14 protein-coding genes are annotated in these 15821 nt (G+C 40.8%); 13 read left to right on the top strand and 1 reads right to left on the bottom strand.

Annotation, left to right across the window (positions count from 1 at the left end; all coding sequences use genetic code 11):
• Positions 1-56: 56 nt before the first annotated feature.
• The 6 genes from IGI42_RS19355 (at position 57) to IGI42_RS19330 (ending at position 5968) form a co-directional block, all read left to right on the top strand.
• Entirely contained in the window at positions 57-1112 is a 1056-nt protein-coding gene (locus IGI42_RS19355) for a DUF916 and DUF3324 domain-containing protein (protein ID WP_438717668.1), read from the top strand.
• Complete coding sequence (locus IGI42_RS19350; RefSeq protein WP_438717667.1) at positions 1109-1453, top strand: LPXTG cell wall anchor domain-containing protein; 345 nt, start codon at positions 1109-1111, stop codon at positions 1451-1453. The genes IGI42_RS19355 and IGI42_RS19350 overlap by 4 nt, the downstream gene beginning before the upstream one ends.
• Entirely contained in the window at positions 1446-4154 is a 2709-nt protein-coding gene (locus IGI42_RS19345; protein WP_438717666.1) for a WxL domain-containing protein, read from the top strand. The genes IGI42_RS19350 and IGI42_RS19345 overlap by 8 nt, the downstream gene beginning before the upstream one ends.
• A gap of 16 nt (positions 4155-4170) precedes the next feature.
• Positions 4171-4398 carry a hypothetical protein gene (locus IGI42_RS19340; RefSeq protein ID WP_438717665.1) on the top strand — a complete coding sequence of 76 codons (228 nt, stop codon included), beginning with the start codon at positions 4171-4173 and terminating at the stop codon, positions 4396-4398.
• A 56-nt stretch (positions 4399-4454) separates the two neighbouring features.
• The gene (locus IGI42_RS19335; RefSeq protein WP_438717664.1) at positions 4455-5162 is read left to right on the top strand and encodes a helix-turn-helix domain-containing protein; all 708 of its coding nucleotides are present in this window, start codon (positions 4455-4457) and stop codon (positions 5160-5162) included.
• 542 nt (positions 5163-5704) lie between these two features.
• Entirely contained in the window at positions 5705-5968 is a 264-nt protein-coding gene (locus IGI42_RS19330) for a hypothetical protein (protein ID WP_438717663.1), read from the top strand.
• Between the two features lie 114 nt (positions 5969-6082).
• Here IGI42_RS19330 and IGI42_RS19325 read toward each other — a convergent pair whose 3' ends face one another.
• Positions 6083-7192: an ABC transporter ATP-binding protein gene (locus tag IGI42_RS19325; protein WP_438717661.1), complete on the bottom strand. Its 1110-nt coding sequence runs from the start codon at positions 7190-7192 to the stop codon at positions 6083-6085.
• 305 nt (positions 7193-7497) lie between these two features.
• On the opposite strand from IGI42_RS19325, the gene IGI42_RS19320 reads away from it, so the two are divergent.
• The 7 genes from IGI42_RS19320 (at position 7498) to IGI42_RS19290 (ending at position 15808) form a co-directional block, all read left to right on the top strand.
• Entirely contained in the window at positions 7498-8442 is a 945-nt protein-coding gene (locus IGI42_RS19320; RefSeq protein WP_438717660.1) for an ABC transporter permease, read from the top strand.
• Between the two features lie 15 nt (positions 8443-8457).
• Entirely contained in the window at positions 8458-9381 is a 924-nt protein-coding gene (locus IGI42_RS19315) for a carbohydrate ABC transporter permease (RefSeq protein WP_438717659.1), read from the top strand.
• A 33-nt stretch (positions 9382-9414) separates the two neighbouring features.
• Entirely contained in the window at positions 9415-10875 is a 1461-nt protein-coding gene (locus IGI42_RS19310) for an ABC transporter substrate-binding protein (protein ID WP_438717658.1), read from the top strand.
• Positions 10876-11124: 249 nt separating this feature from the next.
• On the top strand, positions 11125-11739 hold the full coding sequence (locus IGI42_RS19305) for a YesL family protein (RefSeq protein WP_438717657.1): 615 nt from the start codon (positions 11125-11127) through the stop codon (positions 11737-11739).
• Entirely contained in the window at positions 11732-13462 is a 1731-nt protein-coding gene (locus IGI42_RS19300) for a sensor histidine kinase (protein ID WP_438717656.1), read from the top strand. Before IGI42_RS19305 ends, IGI42_RS19300 begins: the two co-directional genes overlap by 8 nt.
• Positions 13455-14954, top strand: a complete 1500-nt coding sequence (locus IGI42_RS19295) for a response regulator (RefSeq protein ID WP_438717655.1) — start codon at positions 13455-13457, stop codon at positions 14952-14954. The genes IGI42_RS19300 and IGI42_RS19295 overlap by 8 nt, the downstream gene beginning before the upstream one ends.
• Positions 14951-15808 carry an ROK family protein gene (locus tag IGI42_RS19290; protein WP_438717654.1) on the top strand — a complete coding sequence of 286 codons (858 nt, stop codon included), beginning with the start codon at positions 14951-14953 and terminating at the stop codon, positions 15806-15808. The genes IGI42_RS19295 and IGI42_RS19290 overlap by 4 nt, the downstream gene beginning before the upstream one ends.
• The last annotated feature ends 13 nt before the right edge of the window (positions 15809-15821 follow it).

The following is a 15821-nucleotide window of genomic DNA, read 5'->3' as shown; positions in this document are numbered from 1 at the left end:
AAAGAGGTGCAGGAGGAGGTCTCCTCTCCTCTTTTTTACTGGAGGTGGATGCCGGTATGAGGCAAATGAAGACAAGCACACTTATTTTTCTAAGCGGTCTCCTATTCATGGCAAGCTTTCTGTTTTCAACCGTGAGTTACGCAGAGGATGCACATGGCGGAGCAGGTTTTACCGTAGAAAGTATTATTCCAGAAAATCAAGTGGATAAGAAATACTCTTTTTTCTATTTGAAAACCACCCCGGAGCAACCACAAACAATTGAGGTAAAGGTGACCAGCACCCAAGAAGAACCAGTCACCTTAAAGGTTGCGGTTCACGATGCAGTGAGCAGTTCCATCGGGGAGATTGACTATGCTCAACCTGAGCCCAAGCTGGATGAAAGCTTAACCAATCCAATTACCAGTTTTGTTAAGGCTAAAGATGATGTTCAGGAAGTCACCGTTGCCAACTTTGAAGAAAAGATCGTCGCCTTTGAGATCACACCGCCAAAGGATTCCTATGCGGGGGTGAAACTGGGTTCGATCCGCTTTTTACGTGAAGCCGTAGAAAGTGAGACAAGCCAAACCGGACTTGTTCCTGAATTTGCCCGAGTGATTGCAGTGATGCTAACCGAGGATGAGACACCGTTTGATCAGGGGGCTGAATTGCAGCTGAAAAAGGTGGACTTATCGTTATACAATGGACGAAAAATTATTGCTGCTACTATGCAAAACGATCAACCTAAAGTTCTACAGGAGATGACGATCAAAGGGAAAGTCACTCGTAAAGGTGAAAAAGAAGTCATGGCAGAACAAGAGCAAAGCAACTTTTCCGTAGCTCCCAATTCTCATTTTGATTTCCAACTGCCGCTAGGTTTGGAACAATTTACACCAGGTACATATGTTTTTACTGGTGAAGCCACTGGCGATGAGCGAACGTGGAAATGGACGGAAGAGTTCACGGTAGGCCGTGAACAAGCGGCTAAAATCAATGAGGAGACGGTCTTCAAACTGATGGTACCGACCTGGGTTCCGTGGACCGCTGCAGGGTTATTACTCTTGTGGATCGGCTTAATTGCTTACCTTGTTTACCGGCAACACCACTGGCTTGAAAGGAGGCACAGAGAAACGTGAAAAAGAAAAGGCTACTAGGATTGTTGCTGATGTGTACCTTGTTCTTTCTCTCAGTAGAGGGCACAATCTTAAAAGCACAGGCAACCAGTGTAGGGATCGGCTTTAGTGACGAAGAACTTGTGGCAGATCCAACACCGGACGAATCACCCCCAGCCGACGACGTCCTGCCGGGAACGGCAGGAAACGGCCACTATCAAACCATTCGACGAAGCACCTTACCAAAAACCGGTGCACAACGGCAAACGGTTTTCCTAAGAATGATAGGACTGGTCTGTCTGGCGGGGTGTTATTGGTTGTTTCTCTTTAATCGTTTGGCAGAGGAGGAAAAAGTGAATGAATAAATATTCCAGCCTATTATTAAGTACACTGCTGGCCGCCCAGCTGGCGCCAGTTTCCTCGACTCTGGCGCAAACCATTCAAGATGTACCTGTAGGTGAATCCGTGATTGCTTCAAAAGGTGAGGATCCGTTGCAGCACTATGAAGAAGGATCTCAAACTCAGGACTCTACGGCCGAAAGCGAAAGTTCGACTGCCGATTCAGAAGTTTTAGAAGACGTATCAACTTCTTCCACTATGGAGCTAGACGATGAGCCCGTGGACATCCCCACACTTGCGAGTGATTCCAGCGACCAACCAGCAGAAATCACCAATCTGGGAGTGGAAGAAGAGTCGGTGGAACCGTTAGCTGTCACTGAGTTAAGAGAAGGAAATGATGGCGATGATCCGGCGAGTTATGATATCGATAAGAAGTTTGCGGATGCGATTCGGCTTGATGATAAAAGTGCGCCTAATCCAATAACAGTTGAGTATATGGAAAGCGTGATATCTTTGGACGTAGTTGGAAGAAGTTTAACTAGTCTCAAAGGAATAGAGTATGCAGTAAAATTAAAGCATCTGGATTGTTACTCCAATAAGCTAAGTGAGTTAGATATAAGTAAGAATGCGAATTTAACTAGTTTGAATTGTAACAATAACCCACTAAGTAAGTTAGATGTAAGTAAGAATGGTGCCTTGACTAGTTTGACTTGTGTCAATAATCAGCTAAGTGAGTTAGATATAAGTAAGAATGCGAATTTAACTAGTTTGACTTGTAGCAATAACCCACTAAGTAAGTTAGATGTAAGTAAGAATGGTGCTTTGACTAGTTTGACTTGTGACAATAATCAGCTAAGTGAGTTAGATATAAGTAAGAATGCGAATTTAACTAGTTTGACTTGTAGCAATAACCCACTAAGTAAGTTAGATGTAAGTAAGAATGGTGCTTTGACTAGTTTGACTTGTGTCAATAATCAGCTAAGTGAGTTAGATATAAGTAAGAATGCGAATTTAACTAGTTTGACTTGTAGCAATAACTCACTAAGTAAGTTAGATGTAAGTAAGAATGGTGCTTTGACTAGTTTGACTTGTGACAATAATCAGCTAAGTGAGTTAGATATAAGTAAGAATGTGAATTTAACTAGTTTGACTTGTGACTCTAACAAGCTAAGTGAGTTGGATGTAAGTAAGAGTGTGAATTTAACTAGTCTGATTTGTAGCGATAATAGGCTAAGTGAGTTAGATGTAAGCAAAAACGTGTCTTTGCGCACTTTTGAGTGTATATCTAATCGGTTAGGTGAATTAGATGTAAGTAAAAATGTGTCTTTGCGTACTTTTGATTGTAGCTATAATCAGCTAAATGAGTTAGATGTAAGTAAGAATAAGTCTTTGACTACTTTGACTTGTTCAGACAACAGTATTAGCGACATTACATCCGCTAACAAATTAACTTCATTAACTCGGTTTAATGCTGCAAGCCAAAAAATTACGGTGCCCGTTCCAGCAGTATCTAAAAATGGTGAAGCAAGCGTCGAGGTACTAAAGACAACCGCCAAAAAAGGATTAACTGCTACCAATGGAACGGTCAGTCCAGCGCCTACAAGTATGCTGCCAAATTCAAATAACGGAGACATCATCGAGTTAACCGGAGTCACCAGACAATCACTGACTGGTAAGAACATTCGTTTTAGTTATGCTAGCAGTGACTTATCAGAGGGCGCTACATCCTCTAAGAACAAGCAATTTTCAGGGACAATTACCTTTATTATGGCGAGTGAGCTTGAGAACGAATTACAGGTTGCTCCAAAAAAGGCAAATAAAGAAGGAAAATTAAAGTGGACGTGGACTATCACCAGCCTAACTAAAGTAAAAGCTGAGGATATTAAGGCAAAATTTACCTTGTCTAATTCTATAGCTGGCGATATTACTAACATTGTGATAACTAGAGGCTCGAATAATGCTGTTGGAGACCTCAATCATCTTACAGGGAATACGAGTCTAGGGGATTTGGAAGAAGGAGAATCGTTGGTGATTACCTTTGAATCAGTTGCACATGGGAATCCTAATGAATGGCTTGAAGCTATTGGGCAATTAGATTGGGCAGACGACGTACGTCCGAATCGTATGACGAATGAATCCCGCCAAAGCATCAAAATTCTAGATGATGAACAGCAGGAGTTGCCAGAAGAAGGGAAGGGAATCGGGCTGCTATCGGCACCTTCGCGTTTTCATTTTGGTAGACAAGACTTTTCTTCCAGTATCCAAACCTATCATTTAGCAAGCCAAAATTATCAAACCAATACTCAGGTGGTTAGTGAGGGATTTTATACTCGAATGAAAGATGATCGACCAGTTTCGACTGGCTGGAAGCTCACGGCGAGTCTCTCGGAGTTCAAGGATTTAGACGGTCATTATTTGCCAAATGGAGCAGGGACTTCGTTAAATCTTAAGAATATGTACCTTCAAAATGTAACGGACCGGGATACAGCGCAAGAAGCCATTAATCCTTCGCCAGCAGGTAAACCGACTACGATTCAAAATGAAGAGACGTTAGTTGCTGGTCAGACGGCGAAGGCCTTGGTTTCTGCTCAAGTGGGTCAAGGGCAAGGCACATGGCAGCTAAGAATGCCCTTTGAGGATGTTACCTTGATATTACCTGCTAGTGCGGGAAAGAGGAATATGGATTACACGGCGAAAATGACGTGGTCCCTTGATGAGACGCCTTAGTGAAAGGAGCATGGACATGACTATTTTCATGTGGTTGAGCGCATTCGGTTTTCTGGCGATTGCTGGGCTGGTGAGTTTTTTGTTCTTTTTCATCAAAGACAGCCAGCTGCGAATGACGTATGAGAAGCGATCGACGGTCCTGTTAGTGGATTGCGGCTTGTTATTTGTGATGATATTGGCAATTGGTGCGGCGATCTTTTTGTATCTTGATTGGCAAGCCCAATTGAATTACTTTCTAGTATAAGGCAAAGGGGAGATTCTCCCTTTTGCCTTATAGAGGAAAGAAAGGAGGTGATCATCATGCGCCCGATATTGATTTTAACCAAGAACTTATTAGTGGAACAGCCTATGCAAGAGCTGCTGCAATACTTGAACTATGAGGTTTTCTGCTCCGTCGAGGTACTGAAGCAATTGAAACGTCACCCGAAGCGAACCCATGTGCTTCAAAACTATCAGGCAATTATTTTTAGCGAAACCTTAACAGATGAAGAAGTTCGTAGTCTGCTGGTGTTTATCAGTGGTGAAAGGCTGGTTATGCTGCGCAAGTTTGGTCATCCTCCCTCTATTGAAGAGAAGGATACCTTACTGAAGATCGGGATGAATAGCTGGATTTATGCGGAACAGTCCGTGGATCTGCTACGGGAACAATTAGCGGAACATTTGATGGGAGAACAAATGGACGTGTCGTCATTTTTTTATCAAAGAAGAGATTTACCGCGAACGCTAGAGGAATTTAAACAATGCTTAACGAAGAAGGAAGACATGATATTTGATTGTCTAATCGCTAGAGAAGGAGCCCTTGTTTCAAGGGAAGAAATTTGCAATTATGTGTGGGGAAGTGCACCAAATAACTCACGGTTGGCACAGACATCGTTGTTGGTGAAACGATTGAAGCAAAAGCTGTATGATGCAGGTTTCCAAGAGGAATTGATCGGTACTGTTTGGGGAAACGGGTACCGGTTGTCACCGAAGCTGATGGAATTTTATAATAGCGAGCTAGTAGAATGACTTTCTTAGGGAGGTCGTTCTTTTTTAGCCTGCCAAAAAGTGTACGTGCTTCACTACATACTATTAATAATTTCGTATCCTGCTCAATATGAGAAATGCCTGAAGAAATCCAGAACTAAAGAGCACTGATTGAGATGAGGTTCTGGCTATCTCTATTCTCGGGAAATTAATTATAGTTTTTAAAACTCGAACAAAACGAAGTATAATTAATAGGATAGTTAGATTCATCAAGGTTAGAAAACAATATTAATGAAAAATGAATGATCATTATGAATGGTTGAGCAGGCTCTGATTAATTAAGTATCGAGTTGTATCATTCAAAATTGAAAGGGCGCAGGCATGAGCATAAAGAAAGTGATTAAAGGAATTATTAGATTCGTTGGTAGTGTAATTGTAGTGTTATTCTTGATCCTACTGTTTTTAGTTTTTTCCCTTCTTTTATTCAGCTTTTTTCCCTACGGACTATAGCTGTGCCGCTAAACGTGCGTAATTTACGACTTTAATCGCATGCAAGTTCTCGTTAGAATGCGGAGGATAAGAGAATGGAAAAATTAGGGCTAATTGGGTTGTTATCAATGATCGTATTATTATCAGGCTGTTCTGCCGGGGCACAGGAAGTAAAAAAAGAAATCAATAACTTATCCGATGTTGGTAACGGTACTGTACACTTGCTGACACCAACGATTGCGCCAGAAGACAATACGTTGGAATTTATGGTAACTGATTTTGACGAAGGGAAGACGATAAGGAAATTGATGAAGAATCACCTGAATTTACGCTGTTCAAACAGGTTCGATATACAGTAGAGTAACAGTGGTAGGAGACTCATTATTCGCGGTTTTCTTATGGTTTTACACCTAAATACAACGAATAAAAACTGCCTATTCCTAATTTGGGAATAGGCAGTTTTTATTCGTTGTCTAGTCTAAATCAATCACTTCTTCAGTATCTTTATCAAAGAAATGACTCTTGTTTAAGTTAAAGGCCAAATCAATTGTTTTGCCAGGTTGGTGGAAGTCGCGTGCGTCTACTCGTGAAATAAATTCTGTTTCACCTACCCGCGAGTAAAGCATCGTTTCCGCTCCTAATAGTTCTGAAACAACGATTTCGGCTTGAATAGTAGCTTCTGGCGTCGTATCAAGGGCGATTTGTTCGGCGTGGATATCCTCTGGACGAATACCGAAGATCAGCTGTTTGCCCTCATAGCCTTTTTTCACTAACGTTTTGTTCTTGCCTTCAGCGATTTTTAGCTGAAGGCCTTGATGATCGGTAATGGTTCCATTTGTTAAGGTCACATTGAAAAAGTTCATGGCAGGTGAACCAATGAAGCCTGCTACGAATACATTTCTGGGTGCGTTATAGACGTCAATGGGTGAGCCGATTTGCTGGATGAAGCCGTCCTTCATAATAACGATGCGGTCAGCCATAGTCATAGCTTCTGTTTGATCGTGGGTTACATAAATTGTTGTTGTATGCAACCGGCGATGTAGCTTGGCAATCTCAGCACGCATAGCCACCCGCAGTTTGGCATCTAAGTTAGATAAAGGCTCATCCATTAAGAAAATTTGTGCATCCCGCACAATGGCCCGCCCTAAAGCCACCCGTTGTCTTTGACCACCAGATAAAGCAGCTGGTTTGCGATCGAGATAATCAGTTAGACCTAATATTTCAGCAGCATTAGCGACCCGTGAGTTGATTTCTTCTTTATTGATCTTACGTAATTTCAACCCGAAAGCCATATTATCAAATACCGTCATGTGAGGGTATAAGGCATAGTTTTGGAAGACCATCGCAATGTCGCGATCTTTAGGAGCCACATCATTCATTAATTGGCCATCGATCAAAAATTCTCCTTCAGAAATATCTTCTAGTCCGGCAATCATCCGTAAAGTGGTGGATTTCCCACAACCGGAAGGTCCGACAAATACAATAAACTCCTGATCCTTAATTGCCAAATTAAAATCAGTTACTGAATAATTGGCGTTGTTGTCATATTGTTTATAAACATTTTTTAAAGCGATTTCAACCATTGGTGTTTCCTCCTTTTATTTCACCGTTCTAACTGTACTTTTAACAAATCGTTTCGATTGAAAGTGATTCCTAGTGATTTACCTGCTGGATATCGCTTTCATTTTTTTAGTTGCAGCTCTTGTGAAAGCATCACTAGTGACTTTTGAAAAAATTGATAAAAGTATCTACCTAGGTTTTATCACAAATGGTTTCCATCAAAAATAGCTTTGCCTGCTTTCCTTTAATTTGTTGCGACATACCTTAAGTTTGTTCATTACTTCTCGTTTGAGAAAGCGATATCATGTTTTCGAAAGGAGTTGAAGGAATGCAGAAAAAAAAGAAAGCTGGATTTTGGCAAAATGTGTGGCGGTATAAAGCGTTGATTTTAATGGCTTTACCTGGGTTTATCTGGTTTATCTTCTTCTTTTATATCCCAGTGTTTGCAAATATTGTGGCCTTTAAGGATTTTCGCATCTCGCCAAATGGGTTCATTGACAGCCTGATGACCAGTGAGTGGGTCGGCTTTGATAACTTTAAGTTTCTATTTTCTTCTCAGGATGCGTGGTTAATTACTAGAAACACCCTATTGTACAATATCGTTTTTCTAGCATTTAATCTATTTTTCGCCATTGCTTTTGCGATTATTATGAGTGAGCTGCGCAATAAGAAAATGGTGAAGGTTTATCATACGATGTCGCTATTGCCTTATTTTCTCTCGTGGGTTGTAATTGGCTACTTCGTTTATGCTTTTTTGAGTCCTGACAAAGGGATTATTAATCAATGGTTAGTTAGTGCTGGGAAAGATCCAATCAGCTGGTATAGTGATCCGACCTGGTGGCCGTTAATTTTCGTTATTATGAATGTCTGGAAAAGTCTAGGCTACAATAGTATCATCTACTATGCGTCTGTGATGGGCATTGACCCGACATATTATGAAGCGGCGATGGTGGATGGCGCCAGCAAATGGCAACAGATCAAGAATGTGACGATTCCACAGATTGTCCCAATGATGCTAGTGTTGCTAATTATGAACATTGGTGGGATATTCCGAGCAGACTTTGGCATGTTTTATAATGTTCCGCGAAATTCGGGCGCTTTGTATCAAGTTACAGCGGTATTGGATACCTACATCTACAATGGCTTGACTGCAACAGGAGATATTGGTATGTCTTCGGCGGCAAGCTTGTATCAATCGGTGGTTGGAGCAGCGTTACTGCTGGTAGCTAACTTTGTTGTCAGAAAAATCGAACCGGATTCAGCACTATTTTAAGGAGGGACCTATTCAATGAAAAAGAAAAAAGTAAACAAAGTTGAAGTCCGTTCCTTTAATCCGACGGTCAATTTAATTTTTAATATAGTGATTGCCCTGTTTGCGATTTCTTGTGTCCTGCCCTTCTTCTTTGTGATCATGATTTCCTTAACTCAAGAAGCGTCATTGGCAGAAATGGGGTATCGTTTCTGGCCTAAAGAATTTTCAACAGCGGCCTACAGCTACATCTTTGCAGGAGAGATGAGTAAAAAAATCTTTCAGGCTTTTGGTGTGACGGTGTTTGTGACCGTTTTAGGAACAGTTGTGAATGCTTCGATGACTTCCTTGTATGCGTACGTTATTTCAAGATCTAATTTTCCGTTCCGCCGGTTTTTTACCGTTTTTGCGTTGATTACGATGCTATTTACCCCAGGAATGGTCGCAACTTATTTAGTAGTAAACAATCTGTTGTATTTAAAAGATACGATCTGGGCGTTGATCCTGCCGTTAGCATTAGGCCCGTTTAACATTTTGGTCATGCGTTCGTTCTTTAAAAAGACAGTACCTGACAGCATTATCGAATCAGCTAGAATTGATGGGGCAAGCGAGATGCGTATTTTTACCAGCATTGTGTTGCCGCTAGCAGTACCAGGGATTGCTACAATTAGCTTGTTTGCGGCTTTAGGCTACTGGAATGACTGGCTGAACGCATTGCTATATATTCAAAGAGATAATCTCGTTCCTTTACAATATTTGTTAATGAAGATTCAAAACAATTTGGATTTTCTAGCAAGAAATGCGGGCTTAGGTGCGCAGCTGCAAGGTGGACTGGCTTCGTTACCAAGTGAGTCAGCGAGAATGGCCATTGTAGTCGTTTCAACCTTGCCAATTGCATTAACGTATCCATTTTTCCAACGATACTTTGTTGGTGGTTTAACTATTGGCGGTGTCAAAGAATAAAAGACGAATACTATAGTAGAAAGAAGTGGAAAGATGAAAGCTTGGAAGAAAGTTCTAGGACTAGCAGCAATTACTTTAGCAACGGTTGGATTGTCGGCTTGTGGCGGCTCAAATGATTCAAAAGGAGACGGTGGAGATTCCAATACGTTGTTAATGTATCAGGTGGGCGACAAGCCAGACAATTACGATGAATTGATGGAAATTGCCAACAAACAGATTAAAGATGAAATCGGTGTAACCATCGACTTGCAATACATCAGTTGGGGTGACTGGGACAAGAAAATGCCCACCATCATTAACTCAGGGGAAAGCTATGATATTGCCTTTGCTTATCAATACGTGGCAAATGCTCAAAAAGGTGCCTTTGCTGATTTAACAGAATTGTCGCAAACTTATGCGAAAGACTACATGGATCAGTTGCCTGAAATGTACAAGAAAGGCAATGAGGTAGACGGAAAGTTGTATGCGATTCCGGTCTACGGAAATTCTTGGGCGCAACAGGTGTTAACCTTCAATGATCAATTTGTTCAAAAGTATGATTTAGACATCAGTAAAGTGGATGGCTCTTATGCCTCAGCAACAGAGGTCTTGAAGCAGTTCCACGAAAAAGAACCAAATATTGCCGCGTTTGCTATTGGACAAACCTTCAAAGCTTCTGGTAATTTCGATTTTCCTTTAGGGAAGGATTATCCTTTTGCAGTGAAACTAGATGCTGACGGAGCGCCGAAGATTATTAACCAATATGAAGATCCTGGCTTCCAAGAGAATCTAGCAGTCTTGCATCAGTGGTATAAAGATGGATTGATTCCATCAGATGCTGCTACAGATACCCAGGCGTATCCATTAGAGGGAAATACTTGGTTTATGCGTGAAGAGACACAAGGACCACTTGATTACGGTGACACGTTGTTGACCCAGGCAGCGACTCAGCCTTTGGTTTCTCGTCCTTTAACAACCCAACTGAAAACAACGGCGCAAGCACAAATGGCAAACTTTGTTGTTTCTAATACGTCAAAAAATAAAGAAAAAGCAGTGGAATTCTTGAACCTGCTAAATACGGATCCTAAACTATTAAATGGTTTGGTATGGGGAATTGAAGGCGAAGCTTGGGAAAAAATTGGCGACAGCAAAATCAAATTGCTAGATGGCTACAAACCAAAAGCGCACATGGATGCTTGGAACACGGGCAACAATATGATTCTTTATACAGCTGAAACAGTGACTGACGAAATGATTCAAGAACGTGACCGCAGTATTGAAGCTGCCGAAACTTCACCAATTTTGGGCTTCAACGTAAAAACTGACAGCTTCAAAACAGAATTAACCAACATCATGAATGTGATGAATCGCTACGCAGCGAATTTGAACACCGGCTCGATTGATCCAGAGGAAAACCTGCCAAAACTAAATGAAGAACTGAAAAAAGCTGGCTGGGAAACCGTTCAAAAAGCGATGCAAGAGCAATTAGATCAATATATTGCCGACAATCAATAATTGTTAGTGTCAGTGGCAGGAGCAATACCTGCTGCTGACTTTTATTCACGCTATTAAAATCGGAATACTTGTAATACCAGTGTTAACGATGTACGGCTTCACAAACTCGCTTTGTCGGCCTAAGCGAGTTGGCGAGGCCTTTCTAAATACGAGATTCATGTTATTATATGACAGGTGTATAAACCTTAGTTTGTAAACTGGTTATGGCATAAGGTTTGTACATTTATCAGAAATGAAGAGGTGAAAACTATGGCAAGTAGTGGAATTCAACGCTTATTTTACGTTGTTTGGACAATCATTAAATTGAACCTGTATTTTCTTTTGTTTTCTTTCATGGGAGGATTGGTATTTGGGATTGGCCCCGCCTTTCAAACCATGAGTGATCTATTAACCGAGTATGGCATCAATTACCAAGAAGTGACCTTTAAGAATTTTTTGGCGGGCTGGAAGGCAAATTTCAAGCGAGGAAACCTGCATTTTGGCTTGTTTGCAGTTCTTACTTTTGTTCTTGCGTACAATCTTTATTTAGCAGCCCAGATTCAAGGGTTGCTTTGGCTGATTATCGCCTTCCTTTTATTTTTTGTATTGTTAATGGTCTTAGTGTTGTTTTTATATACCACGTTATATGAAACTAGCTATGAAATTTCAACACTTAATTTATTGAAATTAGCCTTTATTAGTGTCTTCTTGAATTTCGGCGTCTTTTTGAAAGTGCTTTTCGGCGTGGCTAGTATTTTAGCGATTACTTGGTATTGCAAGGGGTTGATAGTATTTGCGGCTTTTTCATTACTGGTTATTTGGAGCGGTTACGCCACAAAGGACAACCGTATTTTGGTAGATAGAAAGTTGGCAGTGCATGAGTAAACGACCTAGGGGTTTTACTAAAAAAAAATACTTGATGAATCGATTAATGCAAATTTACAGCCTTCTGTTAGTGGGGATTATCCTGCTGACAGTGGCTGCTTTGTGCGTTTTTACAGCCGATTCCAATCATAAGAAGCTGATGAATGAAATGAATATTTTAGAAAGTCGCATCCACAGTTACGCTACAGACAAGGATAATACGATGAGCTATCTTTATATGGAGTTAGCTAGCTCCAATGCAGCGGTGGATAATGTTCGTAAATATTTGAATCTGTCTTCAGCGGAATATTTTGATTTCACACAAAAATACTGGGACGATTATCAGGTAGACATGCGCGTATCAGCTACTATTAGCGGTTTCTTCACAGCATTTCCTGATTTAGAGGAGCTTTATGTTACATTGGATGGTTCCCCAAATTATTTGAAAGCCGACCGACGAAATCCTAACGGTCAGAAAATGCAGGGGGAACTTCCTGATAAAGCAGGCTTTCTGATTAATCGCCCAATTATTGATCAATATAGTTTTCAGCCGATTGGCCAAATTTATGGTGATTTTTCAGAATCCGCAGTGTTAGGAAGCTTAGCACAGTCATTAGTAGATGAAGGAATCGATGCCTTCATTATCGATAATGCGGATCAAGTGATGTTTTCTACCCATCATCAAGTGACAGAGGCACAATACCATACTTTGATTGAAGGGATAAAAAAAAGAAGCAGTGTGCCGCAAGCCATTCGAAAAAATTATTACGTGCTGGATCGTAAGACCAGTAAAGCCTATTCTTACGTTTTAGTAGCAAATAAACAGGTGTTTTGGTGGAAAAACATTCGGGCCTTTAGCCTAATTATTCTTGTAGGGGTTTTATTGGCAGGTGTATTACTCGTGGTATTGCATCGAACCTTCAAACGGTATTTTCAACAAGTTGAAACCATCGTAGGAATCACCCACAGTGTCGCGGAAGGGAATTTACAAGAACGTATCGATCTTTCTTTAGTGCAAGATGAATTGCTGGACCTATCCCAAGCGATCAATTTTATGATCGGCAGCTTAGATCAGTATATTAAGGAAAACTACGAACTGGAGATTAAGCAGCGGGACGCCCACATGCGGGCATTGCAATCGCAAATTAATCCTCATTTTCTTTATAATACATTGGAATATATCCGGATGTACGCATTAAGTAAGCAGCAAAAGGAATTGGCAGATGTGGTGTATGCTTTTTCAGCCTTGTTGCGTAACAATACTACCCAAGAAAAGACAACGACGTTAAAGAAAGAATTGTCTTTTTGTGAAAAATATGTGTACTTGTATCAAATGCGTTATCCTGATCGAGTCGCTTATCGCTTCACCATTGAAAATAAACTAGAACAACTAGTGATTCCCAAATTCAGCTTGCAGCCGTTAGTTGAGAATTATTTTGTTCATGGGATCGACTATACCCGTAATGATAATGCGATCAGCGTGAAAGTCTTTTTCGAAGATGAAGATATTGTGATTCAAGTGATTGATAACGGCAAAGGTATGGAAGAAGCAGCATTACTAAATTTACAGGAAAAATTAGTAAGGACAGAAAATCGTCCGAGCACTTCGATTGGCATGCGCAATGTGTACGAACGATTGAATAACTCTTTTTCACAGGGGTTCTCAATGCAGATCGAGTCAAAATTGAATAAAGGAACGACCGTGAGTATTCGGATTAAAGGAGGAAAAGCACTTGTTGTATAAGGCGATGTTGGTGGATGATGAATATATGATTTTAGAAGGCTTGAAGCAGATTATTCCGTGGCAAGAGTTAGGCTTTGAAATTGTAGCCACTGCGCGAACAGGACGTGAAGCCTTAAATTATTTAAGCAAATATCCAATTGATTTGGTGGTTAGCGATATTACGATGCCCGAAATGACAGGCATCGAGATGGTGGAACAAGCCCAAGCCCGTGGTTATGAGTTTGCGGCAATCTTTTTATCTGGTTATCAGGAATTTGAGTATGTTAAAGAAGGCATTCGCTTGGGTGTGAAAGACTATCTAGTTAAGCCGGTAGATCAAGAAGAATTGACTGAAATTGTGAAGAAAATTTATCAGGAATTAACTGATCAGCGATATCTTAAAGACCAAGAGCAACTTTATAGCGAAAATAGTATTAGTCGTTGGCTAAATGATGAGTTGAACGAACATGATTTTTTTGAATTGATGAATCGGCAGAAGATGACTCCACAAGGCCCCTTTACAGCGATCAGAATTTTAAGTGATGCCAGTCAGCTAGTAACGATTATTAAACAGCTGAAAATAAAGGGCCAGCGGCTAGTCATTACGGGTGGTCCCCTGCAGGATCAACAGATCACTTTGATCTTTCAAGGAGATGCGGAACAGTTGAAACGCTTTTTGGCGGAATTAAAGCGGCAATCCAGTGGGAAGTTGATTTTTTATACCGGAGAAACGATTCTCGATTGGGAAAATGTTTATGAAAGCTACGAGAAAGTGCTGCAGATTGAAGAACTGAATACATTCTATCCTGATTTGCTGCCGAATCAAAAGCTGGAATTAGTAGAAAATTTAAATGAACAGGAATTTTCTTTTCTAGTCTTTAACAAATCGCTGATGATCGGTGATGCTAAAACAATTCAACAGGAATTAGACAAAATTTTTGAAGAAGTTCACCTTCAGCACCTGCAGCCAGAAAATGCCCGTTACATTGCTTTTTTATTGTTTACCGACATTTCTCGGCAATATCCTACGGCAACGAAGGTGATTTACGAGGAAACGATTCAAAAAATTCGTCAGAGTACAACAGTCTATCAATTAAAGCAGGTGCTAGAAGAGGTCCTGCAACTGGTGAGTGTACAGCCGGTTGAGAAACAAATTTCTGAAGCGACACAGCAAGTAATTGAAATTGTTCGTAAGGATTATTCGCAGGATCTTAATTTGAAGCTAGTAGCCGATGAGCTGCACCTGAATGCTGTTTATTTAGGACAGCTCTTTAAAAAGGAAATGCACAGCAGCTTTGCTCAATATTTAAATCAAGTACGGATTAAAAAGGCGCAGCAGCTCTTGCTTTACAGCAATCAAAATATCAATGAAATTGCTGACGAGACAGGCTATAACAATACCAACTATTTTTCAAAAATGTTCAAAAAGCTCAATGGGATTACCCCAAAGGAATTCCGGGAACAGTACTTGATGGATTATTCGAATGTAGACAACAAGGAGGAAAATGAATGACTTTAGCGGTGTTTGATATTGGCGGCACCTCAATAAAATATGGTCGTTGGCAAAATCAACAGCTGTCACAGCAGGGCTATTTTGCTACACCAGGAACCTTTGAAGAAATGACTCAAGTCATGAAAAAACAGCTTGAAAAAATTCCCGAGGTTAAAGGGGTTGCCATTAGTTCTCCTGGAGCCGTTAATGTAGCGGCACGTCAGATTGAAGGCGTGAGTGCAGTGGATTACTTGCACTTTCGACCAATTTTCGATGAGTTAGAAGCTGAATTCGGACTGCCAGTAACGATTGAAAATGATGCCAACTGTGCTGGAATCAGTGAAATGGCATCAGGAGCGGGAAAGCAGGTACAAGACGCTGTTTTTGTGGTTATTGGAACAGGAATCGGTGGTGCGATCTTTATCAATCGAACGCTGTATAAGGGGCGACATTTGTTTGGCGGGGAGTTTGGTTTAATGAAGCCTTATGGTCAAACCATCTTAAGTCAGTTAGGGACGGCTGTGAACACCGCCAAGGCATTTAGTCAACATACAGGGCTAACGATAAATGGCAAAGAATTATTTGCACGAGCAGATGCTGGCAATGAGCAAGCGCAGCAGTATCTGACAGCGATGTACGATGCAGTAGGTTTAGCCTTGTACAATTTGCAAGTGGCGATTGATCCGGAGATGATTATTATCGGCGGTGGGATTTCAGAACGAGACGAGGTTGTCGCTGCAATTAAAGCACGGCTGTACCATTATTTAGCAACTGAATCAATCGAAGAAATTATGCCAGAGGTGGTTTCTTGTTACTATCGTAATGATGCGAATTTAATTGGCGCAGCTGTAAATTTTGAACGAATGATGGGATAAGGAAAACCCGGAA

It is taken from the genome of Enterococcus sp. AZ109, assembly GCF_051714625.1.
GTDB lineage: Bacteria > Bacillota > Bacilli > Lactobacillales > Enterococcaceae > Enterococcus_A.
Note: the sequence above shows the minus strand (reverse complement) of the source record. Positions and strands in the feature narration are given on the sequence as shown.